The following is a 14046-nucleotide window of genomic DNA, read 5'->3' as shown; positions in this document are numbered from 1 at the left end:
ACGCGCTGCTACGGTTGGTCAGAGAATCTCGTCGTGGCCAGAGGTAGTTGGGGTATCTTGTAGGAGCCCGCTCTGAGGGCGATTGCGCTCGAAGAGCGCATCTATGAATTACCGGTTATGACACATTGCCCCCAAAACCTGGACTCAAACCGCGAACAAAACTTTCTGATAATCCATAACTTCAAAGGCCCTGGTACGCGACATTAAAGTCTCGAAGACCACTCAATGCATCTTCCAACTGTTCTGAGTCTTGAATGTGAAACGACGAAAAACCACATCGGCTCAGATAGTTCATCTGATCAGGCAGAAAGTTACCCATTGCCCGGAGGTCTCCACTAAACCCATACTTTTCACGCAACTGCGCAGCGAGGCTGAATCCCCGACCGTCGGTAAAGTGTGAAAATGAAACAGCCAATAAAGGAAATCGGACGAGCATTTCTCCCCAGCCTTCAATGTCGTCGGAACCATCAAGCAATACACCATGGACATTCTGTTGACGCGGGAGCTGATCGCTTTTCTTTTGGATGTATCCAAATGGCAGAATCGTTTTTTCCGGTAATTGTGCAGGGTTCATGGAACTGCCGGCTTGGCCCACCAGAATCCAGTCATCCAACTGGACGTTCCCGTCTTTGATAACCCTTTGCATCACGCCGTCTCCTTTTGCAGAGACTTGGCGGACTTATCGTAGACCATGCCTTTGAACGCCTGAATACCCAATCGATCCACAACATCGACAAACAATTCATCCTCATGTCGCCACTCCACAAAGCAATCCAACAGCTGGCGAATTACACCGGGAATTTCCCGCGCCGAAAAGGCTGGCCCCAACACCTTACCAATGGCGGGTGCCCGACCATGGTTGCCTCCATGACCGCCAAGTGTTACCTGGTAGAATTCTTCACCCTTTTTGTCGACACCCAAAATACCAATATGACCGATATGGTGATGAGCGCAGGCGTTCATGCAGCCGGAAATATTCAATTTCAGCTCACCCAGATCATAGACGTAGTCCATCGCATCAAACTCACGTTGAATAGACTCTGCCACGGGAATGGACTTCGCGTTGGCCAAGGCGCAAAAATCCCCGCCGGGACAGCAGGTAATATCGGTCAGAGTATTTACGTTTGGTGTGGCAAAACCATAAGTCACCAATGCGCGCCAGAGTGCTGCCAAATCGCTCTTGCGAACATCAGCCAGCACCAGATTCTGTTGGTGCGTGGTACGGACTTCACCGAAGGAAAACTGCTCTGCCAAATCGGCCACCGCCTCCAGTTGTTTGTCGGTCATATCTCCGGGTGCAACCCCAGTGGGCTTCAATGACAAGGTGACAGCAGCGTAGCCACTGATCTTGTGGGCACTCACATTGGCATCCAGCCAGCGGCTGAATTCAGGCGATGCCTGTCGTTCTTGCTGCAGTTGGCTTTGTGCCACAAGCGGGTCAAGCCTGGCGTATGCGGGCTTACTGAAGTAGGTCTTTACCCGATTGATTTCTTCGGTGGTCAGGTCTTCGTAGTTGTCGCGAATCGTCAGCCATTCGTCTTCGACCATTTGACGAAAGGCGTCCAAGCCGGTTTCTTTGACCAGGATCTTGATACGAGCTTTGTATTTATTGTCCCGGCGCCCGAAGCGGTTGTACACGCGCAAAATCGAACACAGGTAAGACAGCAAGCGGGTTGCCGGCAAAAAATTCCGGATTGACTGGCTGATGACAGGGGTTCGCCCCAGTCCACCACCGACGAATACTTCAAACCCGGTGGTGCCGGTTACCGGGTCTTGTTTGATCTGCAAACCTATATCGTGAAAACGCGTTGCGGCCCGATCATGGTGAGCACCGTTAATCGCTATCTTGAACTTTCTCGGCAGGAAGGCAAACTCGGGGTGTAGGGTTGACCATTGGCGCACCAGCTCACAATAGGGGCGTGGGTCTTCAATTTCGTCTTGAGCGATACCCGCAAACTGGTCCGAGGTGACGTTGCGGATACAATTACCGCTGGTTTGTATGGAGTGCATTTCCACTTCGGATAATTCACGCAGTATCTCGGGTACGTCTTCAATTTGTGGCCAGTTCAGCTGAATGTTCTGTCGAGTGGTGATGTGGCAATAACCTTTATCGAACTCACGGGTAATCTTTGCCAACTTGCGCAGCTGGGCGGACGATAACATGCCGTAGGGCACAGCGATACGCAGCATCGGCGCCAGCCGTTGTACGTACAGGCCGTTTTGCAACCGCAGTGGCAGGAACTGATCCTCGGTTAGTTTACCTTCCAGATAGCGCTGGGTCTGGTTATTGAACTGCGCTACCCGCTCCCGGACCAATTGGTGGTCCAATTGACTATAAATATACACTGGCGCCCCGCACCCCTGACTGTTTGGGAGGATATTAGGGGTTCAGTTGGGCTTTGGGCAGAGGCACATTGTGCGGTTTGAGGGGTGACAGCGGCAATTTCGGCAATCTGTGCCCCCGATTTTGCTGGCGGCTGTACCTTTACAAGTTCGTTGATCTTTACATCTTTAAACGCTCTACCCGCCGTTCTTCTGCTAGTCTGCGGGTATGTCTCGATTTTTCGTTTTTCAATGTTCTCTTATTTGGCTGCTGCATGCGAGTCTGGCAGTGGCGTCCGGTTCAATTCTGGTTGCAGGCAGCGAATTCAACTTAAGCTGGCGCGGGAGCTTTTCTATTTCTGAGCAGGATAAGTTAAAGCTCTGGCTGCAACACGCAGGTGAAACTGCAGCCGGCCTATACGGAGAGCTTCCGCGAAACCCTATTCGCATTGTAGTCCAGCGCTCTACAGGCAGCGGTGGGCCGGTGCCATTTGGTCAAGTGATCCGCCGAGATCTCCAGGGCGTCCGCTTTTATGTTAACCCACAGTATCCGTTGGAGAGTTTCACAGCAGACTGGACAGCGGTGCATGAGTTGGTGCACTTGTTTATCCCGTACCCCGGTGAGGAGGATATCTGGCTGTCGGAGGGGTTGGCGACCTATTACCAGAATGTGTTGCAGGCGCGGGCGGGGGTGATTTCTGAGCGGCGGGCCTGGCAGAAGTTGTATGAGGGGTTTGGGCGTGGTGAGCGGGACGATGGTTATGGGCATTTGAGTCTGCAGGCGTTGTCGCCCCGTATGCGGGAGACGGGGAGTTTTATGCGGGTGTATTGGAGCGGGACGGCGTTTTTTCTTGAGGCGGACGTGTTGTTGCGGGAGCGTGTTGGTGGCGGCTGGTCGTTGGATCGGGTGGTGCAGGGGTTTGTTGGGTGTTGTTTGGAGCGTCGTTATATTCGAGATGGGTTGGGGTTGATGTCGGCGTTTGATGGGGTGGTGGGGGAGGCGGTGTTTGTGCCTTTGTATTTGCGCTATCGGGAGTTGTTTGCGCAGCCGGATATGGGGCCTTTGTTGGGGCGGCTTGGGGTTTCCGTGGTTGGTGGTCGGGTTCGGTTGGTTGATGGTGGCGGTTCTGGGGTTAGGTTGAGGCGGGAGTTGACTCGGGGTTTGGGTTCTTCTCTTAGTGGTTTTGGCGGTTATAACCAAAATAAAGTCGAATAATGGTTGTTTTTAGTTGTTTGGGCGCGCTCTGGGGTTTTCGGGGGGCAGGCTGGGGGGTGGGTGCCTCAATTGGCAGCTGGAGGGTCCGTTTTGGCGCTGTCGCGCGCCCCTCCGGGGTGCCTTCCCTCCCAAATGAGCCCGGCAAAAAACGCCGGTCTCATTTACTCGGTCAGCGCTGCTCTTTAATGCGCCAAAACGAACCCCCCAGCCGCCTTTTACTCTGTGGTATGCATGGTCTTGCTGCTCCACTTTATGGTGGGGGTTGGTTGTCCGGGGCCTCTCCCTGTGTTCTCTTCTGTAGGTCTTTTCTGGGCCTGTGTTTCTCGGATCGTTCTTCGGAGTGGTTCTGTCTGAGTGCCTTGATATTTCTTTTTTGACTAAAAACTGATCTTTTCTCGGGTTTGGTCGGATTTTGCTTGACGATCCTTAAACTCGGCTATAGTCTGGTTTTATTAATCGACTCAAGTCGAGTTAATGGTGCTCCGAATTCTGGGCGATACTGATAAGTGAGAGAGGAGAGTGGTTATGTTTGAGAGTCGGTGTGGTTGGTTTCGTAGAGGGTTGTTGCCCAGTGCGGTTGCGGCGTTTGGGGTGTCGTTGGGGGCGGCGCCTCAGTGGGCGAGTGCGCAGTTGTTTGAGCTTGAGGAGGTGATCGTTACCGCGCAAAAGAGGGCGGAGAGTGCGAATGATATCGGTGTGTCGATTAGTGCGTTTTCGGATGAGCAGTTGGAGGCGCTTGGGGTGCAGGAGGCAACGGAGATGATGGCGTTTACGCCGGGCGCGACTTTGACGTCTTCGGGGCAGGGGGTGCCGATTTATACGATTCGGGGCATCGGGTTTGATGACTATAACTCGAACAGTAGTTCTACGGTGGGGATTAATATTGATGAGGTGGCCTTGCCTTATCCGATTATGACTCGGGTGCCGCAGTATGATGTGGAGCGTGTGGAGGTGTTGAAGGGGCCGCAGGGGACGTTGTATGGGCAGAATACGACGGGCGGTACGGTGAATTTTATTCACAATAAGGCGTCATTGGATGAGAACAATGCCAGCGTGAAGGTGGGGTTGGACAGTGATCAAAAGTGGTCGACGCAGGGGCATGTGAATCGTGTGTTGAGCAATGAGTTGGCGGCGCGGGTGTCGTTTTTCACTGAGAAGGGTGGCGACTGGCAGGAGAATGCCGCGGTAGGTGGTGAGGGTCAGGAGCATGGGGAGCAGGATAAAGTGGCGTTGCGTCTGCAGGCGAGTTGGGAGCCGACGCCCAGTCTCGGTGTGCAGTTTAAGGCGGATTATCATCGCGACCAGAGTGACAATATTGTTCCACAGCATGCGAGTTTTATGACGATCAGTGCGGATGCTGATGTGAGTGTGGTGGATTATTTGCAGCACCGGTTTGAGGGTGCGGGTTTGCCTGATTCTGATGATCCGAATGCGGCCAGTTGGGATGCTGCCGGGAATCGCTTCGGTGGTTTTAATTCCGATGGTGAGTTCGATCGCGATAACGATGGGTTGTTGTTGAGTGTCCGGGTTGATTGGGATTTGGATGCTGTGACCCTAACGTCTCTGACCTCCTGGAATGAGTATCGTCGTACTGAGGCAAACGCCTGGGATGGTGTGGCGGTGAACAATTGGGACAGTTTTAACGATACGGAGATCGAGGCCTGGAGTCAGGAGTTGCGCTTGACGTCGATGGGTGATGGTGCCTTGCAGTGGATTGCGGGTGTGTATTTCGCAGGGGATACGGTGGATGAAAATTCCACGGGCAGTGGCAGTTTGTCGACGCCGCAGTTGTTTATTTCTCCGGATGATTTTCCGGCGCTGGCACCGGTGTTTGGTTTACCGACGGCGGATCTGAATGGCGATGGCGTGGTGGATGAGCGGGATGTGCAGGTGATTGGTGCGGGTTTCGATTTGTTTTCCACCACTTATGAGCAGGAGAGCACAACGGTTGGTGTGTTCGTGCATCTGGATTATGAGGTGTCTGACGCACTGTCGGTGAATCTGGGGCTGCGTTATACCGAGGATGAGCGGGAGATTATCGATTCCTGTACCCATGATGTCGACGGCACGCTGGCCAACTTTTTTAATGTGGCGGGTTTGGGTTCCGGGGCGGTTCAAGGGGACTGCATGACTCAGCCGTCAATCGCGGAGCCGTCCGCCCCGTTTAACAAGACTATTGATAGCGAGAATGTGTCTGGCAAGTTGGGGCTGGAGTTTCGTCCCGCCGAGGATCAGTTGATTTACGCCAATATCAGTACCGGTTACAAGTCTGGCGGTTTTGGTGCGCCGGCGGCGGCATTGTGGGAGTCGCTGGAGTCTTATGATCCGGAGGAGGTGACATCTTACGAGATGGGCTTTAAGTCGACCTTGTTCGACGGTGCAGTGCAGGTAAATGGAGCGGTTTATTCTTACGATTATCAGGATAAGCAGGTGTCGGCGTCGATTATTGATCCGGTATTCGGTTCTCTCACCAAGATTGTGAATGCGCCGGAGTCAACGGTGAGTGGTGCCGAGTTGGAGGTGAATTGGTTTGCGACCGACAGTACGTTGATCCGTTTGACGTCTGCATATCTGGATACGGAGTACGATGAGTTTGCCACGATTTTGTTTGGGCAGTCGTTGCAGGCAACCAATAATACGCCGATTGATGTGTCTGGCCAGCGCTTGCAAAATACGCCGGAGTTTCAGCATAACTTGATGGTTCACCATGAGTTGGAATTGAGTGATGAGTTAAGGGTATTCGTCGGTGGCGATATTGCCTATAGCGATGCGTTCAATGCAGTGGTTGGAGATATTGCTGCCTTTGATGTGGACGCCTACACGGTAATGAATCTGCGGGCGGGTATTGCCGATATGAACGACCGTTGGCAGTTGACCGGCTGGGTCAAGAATGCGACGGATGAGGAGTACTACAGCGGTGCTTCGGCCACTAACGACAGCGTGGTGCATTTGCTGGGACGTGAGCGGACATTCGGAATTTCCTTTAAGTACAACTGGGGCGAGTAAGTCGATGAGTGGTTTTTACGAGTTGTCGCCACAGGCGCAGGTTGCGTGTATTCAGCGTTTGGTGGAAGAAAATCTTCACCTTTGGGGTTTTGGTGCCGACGCCGTTGTGCGTCTGGTTAAGTATCGGGAGAATGCGGTGTTTGCCGTGACCGATGGAGCGCAGCGTTTTGCGCTGCGTGTTCATCGCGCGGGTTACCACAGTGACAAAGCGCTGCGTTCGGAGTTGCAGTGGATGGAGGCGTTGAATCGTGACGGTATTCAAACCCCGGCCGTTGTGCCTGCCGTTGACGGTGAGATGTTTAAGGTGGTGAGCGGCTCGTCGGTGCCTGAGCCCCGCCAGGTGGATGTGCTTGAGTGGATTAACGGGGAGCCGTTGGGGTCGGTGGAGGAGGGGGCTAATGGTGACCCGGCAGCCGTTGTGGCCAATTATCGGGTTGCCGGTGAATTGATGGCGAAGCTCCATAATCATGCACAACGCTGGCTGCGGCCGGAGGGTTTTGTTCGTCACGCCTGGGATATTGATGGCATTGTCGGTGACGATCCGCTCTGGGGGCGTTATTGGGAGTTGCAGGCGTTAAGCGAGGATCAGCGGGCGCTGGTGCATCGCGCGAGGGAAAAAGCCCGTGCAGAATTACTGGAGTTTGGGCAGCAGGAGGATCGTTACGGTTTGATCCATTGTGATTTCTTACCCGAGAATCTGTTGCGCACCCAAGATGGTATACAGCTGATTGACTTCGATGATGCCGGTTCTGGCTGGCATCTTTTTGATATTGCGACGTCTTTGTTTTTTCTACAGGGAGAGCAAAGCTTTGAAGCGGTTTTGGACAGCTTTTTGACGGGTTACCGGAGTTTTCGACCATTGCCTGCTGAGCATGAGATGAAGTTGCCGCTGTTCTTGTTATTGCGCGGACTTGTTTATCTTGGCTGGGCGCACACCCGGCGGGAGACGGAAACGGCTCAGGCACTGACGCCGATGTTAACTGAATCAGTGATGGCACAGGTTGAACATTATTTGGAGGCTGTATAATGCTCAAACGAATATTGCTTACACTCACCTTCGCTGTAAGCTGCAGTGCTGCTCTCGCTGTGGAAAACAAATCGGCGGATGTCATCTACACCAACGCTCGTATCTACACCGTTAATAGGGCTCAGCCTTGGGCCAATGCCATGGCGATTAAGGGCAATCGAATTGTCGCCGTTGGCGATGCCAGTATGGTCAAAGCCTATCGTGGCAAACAAACGCGAATCGAGGACTTGACGGACAAACTGGTTTTACCAGGGCTTGTCGAGGAGCACGTTCATCCGGATATGGCCAGTGAAAATCTGGTGAACATTAATCTGCAGCCTTCGGAGATGTCCTGGCAGGAACAGCAGCAGGGGATCGTTGATTATGCCAAGTCACACCCCGGTGAAGACTGGTTGATGGGTGGCATGATCAATTGGTTGAATGATAATGGAAACAATATCGACGGTACCGATTCACCCTCCCATTTCTCGACGCTGGATGCGTTGGTGCCGGATCGCCCGCTGATGATGTGGGACGTTGGAGGCCATGCGGTACTGCTAAACAAAGCGGGTTTAACGCAGCTGGGTATTACGGCGTCTACGCCCAATCCCGCTGGCGGCGTTATCGTTAAAGACAGTGACGGTCAGCCAACAGGCGTACTGCGCGAGACGGCGGCGAATATGGCTTATGAGCGGGCCTTGGATGGGCAGCCGCGGGGGCGGGAGTTGATTGAGTCGGGATTGAAGCCGGTTCTGAAAAGACTGAGTGAATTTGGAATTACCTCCATCAGTGATTCCTGGGGTCGGGACTATATGGTTAAGGCCTATCGGGAAATGGCCTTGGCTAATGAGCTGCCCGTCAGGATCAAAGTGTATGTGTCTGATCCGCTGGAATGGGTGGATGAGCAATGGCGCAAGGGGGCTCAAAGCATCATCGATAATCACGAAGATTATCGGGTGGGTAACTGGCTCAGAGCCGATGGCGTAAAGTTTGTGCTCGATGGTTCCGCCGGTGGTCAAACGTTGATTATGGTGGAGCCTTATGAAGGCACGACGGACCAACACGGTGGCCCTTGGCGCAATGATCCGGAGGAATTTGCCAAAAAGCTGCTCGAATACGATGCCAGGGGGTTAACGGTAAAGGCTCATGCCGTGGGTTCACAGACCATTCGCACAGTATTGGATGCCATGGAAGCAGTGCGAGCCCGTGGCTCCAAGCAGCGGCACAGTGTGGCTCATACCGTGTTTGTACATCCGGATGATCGCGAACGGTTTAAGACGCTGGATGTGATTGCGGAGTTTTCTCCCTACTTCTGGTATCCGACCCCCAGTTGGGACATGTTGCGGCACGAGCTCGGTGAGCGCCGATTGGAGTGGGTATTTCCGTTTAAAACCTTTACCGATATGGGGGTGAAGGTGTCGGTGGGGTCCGACTGGCCGGTGGTGGATTCGCCCAATCCCTTTCCCGCTATTGAGACCATGATCTCGCGACAGCTGCCGGGCGGCAGCGAGGTAACGGGGCCCGGCGCGGCGCAGCGGGTTTCTCTGCAGACGGCGATCCACGCGCTTACCATGGGTGGCGCTTATGCCCAGGGGCGGGAGCATCTGATTGGTTCATTGGAAGCTGGTAAATTAGCGGATTTTATCGTACTGGATCAGAATCTGTTTGAGATTGATGTGCAGGCGATTCACAAGACCCGGGTATTAAAAACCGTGGTGGATGGTCGGACTGTGTTTGAGCGCTGATGTTGAGTGGAATGGCACTCACCGTAGCAGCGCGCTCCGAGCGCGACCAGTCGCCCTCAGCGGGCTGCTACAGGGTACATACCATACTGGTTTTAGGGGATGGTGATGGCATGACGACGTTGCCTCAGTCTTCGCTGTAGGCTTCTTCGTCATCCCCATAATCACCAAACAACCCAAACAGCGCGTCTTTTTCGTCATTGCTGACGGTAGTGGTGGGTTGCATATCCCGGCGTTCGCCGGTACAGACCTGATTGCGGCCGTTGTTCTTGGCCTGGTAAAGCAGGGTGTCTACCCGTTGGATAAATTCTTCCTGGTTTTCGTCGTGGGTCGCAGCGTAGACATCAACCCCCATGCTCGCAGTCAGGTCGATCCAGACTCCCTCTTTAACCGCCAGCGGGGTGCTTTCGATCAGGTGGCGCAGGCGTTCGGCGACCTGCGAACTGGTGAGCAGATCGGTAGACGGAAGGATTACCACAAATTCCTCACCGCCATAACGGCAGGGGATATCCAATTTGCGTACGGCTTGCTTTAGGAGCCCGGCTGTTTGAATTAACGCCTGATTGCCGATTTCGTGCCCCCAGGTATCGTTGACCTTTTTAAAATAGTCCAGGTCAACCATGATGAGTGCGGTAGTCTGGCCGGTGCGCTGGGTGCGCTCCATTTCATAGTCCAGAGCCTTGGAGAAATGACGGTAGTTGTTGAGGCCGGTGAGAGTATCGGTGTGTACCTGTTCGGTCAGGTCGGCGACTTCCCGGCGCAGCGCCACGACCTCGTCAATGACCTGGCAGCGATTCTCTCCCACAGGGCAGGCGGGGGCCGCCTGTGGCGATGCCTCGACCGTCTCTGGCCGATCCACTCCATTTTCCAAACTCACACTACTATCCGCTGGCACTGTAGGCACGTCTTTGGTTCGGGTTTATTCTAAACGTTTAAAGCTTGTGGTTGAGTTTATAACAAGTTTACGTTGATGCTGAATCTTTATCGGCTGGCAAGCCAAGAGTTTGATGATATTTGTGCAGAAGGAATAATAAAAAAACTCCTGCTTTGATTCGAATAATTATAACCAACCGCCGGATATTACAACTGGAAGGCTAGATTTTGTGCAATTTGTAAGTCTTCTGGGCGATTGATGTTGAAGAAGGCGTTAGGATTGTCGGTTTTTCGATCAAATGAATGTTCCGCCGTTTGGCGCCGTTTCAGCCAGGCACCGACTTTATAGCAGTTTTCTTCCAACAGGGCGTGCCTGAGTTCAGCGGCCTGTCGCCGGTGCCAAAGGCAAAAGGTGGGTTGACGCCAGCCGTCAGCGCTCAACGGGCAGATGATTTCTCTGTCTTTTCCGCTCTCCACCGCTCCTGCCATCAGGCGCATCACCAAATCTTCCGGAAAAAACGGAGTGTCCACCGCAAAGCTTGCCAGCCACTCGCAGCGAGGGTGGTATTGTTGCAGCCACTCCATGGCCGCCAGTATTCCTGCCAGAGGGCCCAGGTAGCCAGGCAGGCTGTCCGGTAGTCGGGGCAGTTCGCATTGAGGGTAAGCAAGGGGGTCATTGCAGCTTAACACCAGGCCATCCACTTGCCTGCCGGCTCGATCAACTACCCGATCCAACAGGCGTTGACCCTGTATTTCCAGATCCCCTTTGGCTTCACCGTTCATACGGGTGGCCTGTCCTCCGGCCAAAATAACGCCGGATACGAGGGGGCGGTCAGCGGTGTTTGAGGGCATTTAGGATTCCTGTTGTTTGCTCATATAAAGGCTATTATGCGGAGAGGGGCACAAGGGATACAATGGCCGCCAGATTATTACAATGCTGACGTAAGGGTTGAACATGAAACTGGACACCTTCCGGCGAGAATACCTGATTGGTGGGTTGAAGCGCGAAGAGTTGCTGGAAAATCCCATTGATCAATTTGAAGCCTGGTTGAAACAAGCGATCGAAGCAGAGATCCCCGATCCCACGGCGGTGACAGTGGCCACGGTGGATGCCGGCGGCCAGCCCAGCCAGCGCATCGTTCTTCTAAAGCAAGTGGACCAGCGCGGGTTCGTTTTCTACACCAACTACGAAAGTAAAAAGGCCCGGGATATCGAAGGTAATCCACTGGTGAGTCTGCACTTTCCCTGGCACCCCATTGAGCGTCAGGTCAAAATCTGTGGCCGAGCCGAGAAGGTCAGTGCGGCGGAGTCTCTTAAGTATTTCAGCTCCCGCCCGGCGGAAAGTCAGCTGGCGGCTTGGGCATCTGCTCAAAGCCGGCCCGTGTCTTCGCGCCAGCTGCTAATGCAGCAATTCCAGGCGATGAAGGAGAAATTCAAGCAGGGCCAGATTCCGCTGCCGGATTTCTGGGGCGGTTTTCGAGTGGTGCCCAGCAGTGTCGAGTTCTGGCAGGGCGGCGCCAACCGGCTTCATGACCGTTTTCAATACACCCGCGATGGTGACGATTGGCGTATCGAGCGTCTGGCTCCTTAGAGACGCTGGTCACCACAACTTCGGGGCACAAAGACACGGGCCACAGTTCCCCACCACGACAACAACGAAAAGGAACAGGATATGCGCTACATCGCGATGCGTGAGCCGGGGGATGCCTCGGTATTGATGCTGGATAATATGGATGCTCCGCAGCCAGCTTCTGATGAGGTCTTGATCGACGTGGCTTTTGCCGGCGTGAATCGACCGGATGTGGTTCAGCGGCAGGGCTTTTATCCTCCGCCTCCGGGCGCCTCTCCGATTCTGGGACTTGAGGTGTCGGGTACGGTCAGAGCCGTGGGTGCCGGTGTCAGTGGTTTTGCCGTGGGTGATCGGGTGTGTGCGCTGACTAATGGGGGCGGATATGCTCAACAGGTTTGCACGCCGGTCAGTCAGTGTTTGCCGGTACCCGAGGGGCTCGGTCTGGATCAGGCGGCGGCGTTACCGGAGACGTTTTTTACGGTTTGGACCAATGTGTTCGACAGAGCGGGGCTCAAGCCAGGAGAGACTCTGCTGATTCATGGTGGGGCCAGTGGCATTGGTACCACGGCGATTCAGTTGGCCACTGCTTTAGGCTCCCGGGTGATTGTGACGGCCAGCTCTGAGGACAAGTGCGCGGCTTGTCTGGCGCTGGGAGCCAGCGCGGCGATTAATTATTCGCAGGATGATTTCGTTGAGAAGGTGGCGGAGCTGACCGATGGGCAGGGCGCCAATGTCATCCTCGATATGGTGGGCGGTGATTATATTGAGCGCAATATTAAAGCGGCGGCCATTGAGGGGCGGATTGTAAATATTGCTTTTTTGCGCGGAGCCGAGGCGAAGCTCAATTTTATGCCAATTATGCTCAAAAGGCTGACGTTGACGGGCTCGACTCTGCGCCCTCAAAGCAAGGAACAGAAGGCGGCGATTGCCAGCAGTCTGCAGGAGAAGGTTTGGCCGTTGATCAGTGACGGCACCATTCGGCCCAAGATGGCGGCGGAGTTCCCCATGGCGGATGCGGAGTCTGCCCACCGTTTGATGGAGAGTCATGATTTGATTGGCAAGATTGTGCTGAATATTCAGGGGCAGGAGCAGGAATCATGAGTTTGCCGCTGGAAGGTGTGCGGGTTATTGAGGTTGGCCAGTTGTTGGCCGGCCCTTTCGCCGGTGCAATGTTGGCGTACTTCGGCGCGGAGGTGATCAAGGTTGAGCCGCCCCAGGGGGGAGACCCTATTCGTGGCTGGCGGGTGGTGGAGAATGGCACGTCGCTTTGGTACCGGAGCCTTGGGCGCAATAAGAAATCGGTGACGATTGATCTGAAGCAGGAGCGGGGCCAGGCATTGGTGCGTCAGTTGATTGATGGCGCTGATGTGGTGGTGGAGAATTTTCGTCCCGGTGTGATGGAAAAATGGGGGTTGGGGCCGGAGGCTTTGAAGGCGACTAACCCTGATTTGGTGTTTGCCCGTATTTCGGGTTACGGGCAGGATGGGCCTTATGCGAAGAAGCCGGGGTTTGCGTCAGTCTGTGAGGGGATGAGCGGTTTTCGATATGTGAACGGTTTTCCCGGTGAGGCCCCGGTGCGGCCCAATCTGAGTATCGGAGACACGATTGCGGGTATCCATGCGGTGTTGGGCATTGTGATGGCGCTGTTTGCCCGGGAGAAGGGGCAGACACGCGGTCAGGTGGTGGATGTGGCGCTGTATGAGGCGATGTTCAATTTGATGGAGGCGGTGGTGCCGGAGTTTTCGGGGGCCGGTGTGGTTCGCGAGGCGTCCGGCACGACGGTGACGGGGATTGTGCCAACCAATACTTACCGCTGTAAGGGGGGTAAGTATGCGGTGATTGGCGGTAACGGTGATTCGATTTTCCAGCGTTTGATGGTGGCGGTGGGGCGTGCGGATTTGAGCACGGATCCGCGTCTGGCGAATAACGCCGGGCGGGTGGCGCATGAGCAGGAGATTGATGAGGTGCTGGCTCAGTGGTGTATGCAGCACGATTTGGCAGAGGTGTTGGCAATCATGGAGGAGCATCGGGTGCCTGCCGGGCCGATTTATAGTGTTGAGGATATGTTCAGTGATCCGCATTTCCAGGCAAGGGGGATGTTTGAGCGGGTGGAAATAGATGGGAAGCCGCTTGATATTCCGGCAATTTTGCCTAAGTTGACGGGAACTCCCGGGAAAACCCGCTGGCCGGGTGGGGATGTGGGTAGTCATAATGCGGATGTGTTTGAGCGCGTGCTCGGTCTCTCCTCCGAGGAGCTGTCGCGGTTGCGGGCTGATGGGGTTGTTGCCTGATTTCAGTGGTACAGGAGGCG

Annotated in this window: 11 protein-coding genes; 7 read left to right on the top strand and 4 right to left on the bottom strand. The window is 54.5% G+C overall.

What is annotated here, in order from left to right:
• Positions 1-181: 181 nt before the first annotated feature.
• Positions 182-646, bottom strand: coding sequence for a DUF934 domain-containing protein (locus tag HBA55_RS28515; RefSeq protein WP_166998526.1), 465 nt, complete (start codon positions 644-646; stop codon positions 182-184).
• The gene (locus HBA55_RS28510; RefSeq protein WP_166998524.1) at positions 646-2346 is read right to left on the bottom strand and encodes a nitrite/sulfite reductase; all 1701 of its coding nucleotides are present in this window, start codon (positions 2344-2346) and stop codon (positions 646-648) included. Before HBA55_RS28510 ends, HBA55_RS28515 begins: the two co-directional genes overlap by 1 nt.
• Before the next feature lie 265 nt (positions 2347-2611).
• On the opposite strand from HBA55_RS28510, the gene HBA55_RS28505 reads away from it, so the two are divergent.
• The 4 genes from HBA55_RS28505 to HBA55_RS28490 all read left to right on the top strand — a co-directional run bounded on the left by HBA55_RS28505 (position 2612) and on the right by HBA55_RS28490 (position 9295).
• Complete coding sequence (locus HBA55_RS28505; RefSeq protein ID WP_166998522.1) at positions 2612-3538, top strand: M61 family metallopeptidase; 927 nt, start codon at positions 2612-2614, stop codon at positions 3536-3538.
• Between the two features lie 525 nt (positions 3539-4063).
• Positions 4064-6544 (top strand): TonB-dependent receptor, encoded by a 2481-nt coding sequence (locus HBA55_RS28500; RefSeq protein WP_166998520.1) that lies wholly within the window; start codon positions 4064-4066, stop codon positions 6542-6544.
• Between the two features lie 4 nt (positions 6545-6548).
• Entirely contained in the window at positions 6549-7571 is a 1023-nt protein-coding gene (locus tag HBA55_RS28495) for a phosphotransferase enzyme family protein (RefSeq protein ID WP_166998518.1), read from the top strand.
• Complete coding sequence (locus tag HBA55_RS28490; protein ID WP_166998516.1) at positions 7571-9295, top strand: amidohydrolase; 1725 nt, start codon at positions 7571-7573, stop codon at positions 9293-9295. Before HBA55_RS28495 ends, HBA55_RS28490 begins: the two co-directional genes overlap by 1 nt.
• 124 nt (positions 9296-9419) lie before the next feature.
• Here HBA55_RS28490 and HBA55_RS28485 read toward each other — a convergent pair whose 3' ends face one another.
• Positions 9420-10169, bottom strand: coding sequence for a GGDEF domain-containing protein (locus HBA55_RS28485; protein ID WP_338109478.1), 750 nt, complete (start codon positions 10167-10169; stop codon positions 9420-9422).
• A gap of 203 nt (positions 10170-10372) precedes the next feature.
• The gene (gene mobA, locus HBA55_RS28480; protein WP_166998514.1) at positions 10373-11017 is read right to left on the bottom strand and encodes a molybdenum cofactor guanylyltransferase MobA; all 645 of its coding nucleotides are present in this window, start codon (positions 11015-11017) and stop codon (positions 10373-10375) included.
• Positions 11018-11120: 103 nt separating this feature from the next.
• Here mobA and pdxH point away from each other — a divergent pair, with 103 nt between their 5' ends.
• From pdxH to HBA55_RS28465, 3 genes are all read left to right on the top strand, one after another.
• Positions 11121-11756: a pyridoxamine 5'-phosphate oxidase gene (gene pdxH, locus HBA55_RS28475; RefSeq protein WP_166998512.1), complete on the top strand. Its 636-nt coding sequence runs from the start codon at positions 11121-11123 to the stop codon at positions 11754-11756.
• 81 nt (positions 11757-11837) lie between these two features.
• Positions 11838-12836: an NAD(P)H-quinone oxidoreductase gene (locus tag HBA55_RS28470; protein ID WP_166998510.1), complete on the top strand. Its 999-nt coding sequence runs from the start codon at positions 11838-11840 to the stop codon at positions 12834-12836.
• A complete protein-coding gene (locus HBA55_RS28465; protein ID WP_166998508.1) occupies positions 12833-14026 on the top strand; it encodes a CaiB/BaiF CoA transferase family protein in 1194 nt (397 codons plus the stop codon). Before HBA55_RS28470 ends, HBA55_RS28465 begins: the two co-directional genes overlap by 4 nt.
• Positions 14027-14046: the final 20 nt, after the last annotated feature.

It is taken from the genome of Pseudomaricurvus alkylphenolicus, from assembly GCF_011683955.1.
Lineage (GTDB): Bacteria > Pseudomonadota > Gammaproteobacteria > Pseudomonadales > Cellvibrionaceae > Pseudomaricurvus > Pseudomaricurvus alkylphenolicus.
The sequence above is the reverse complement of the archived record's forward strand: the minus strand, read 5'-3'. Positions and strand labels throughout refer to the sequence as shown.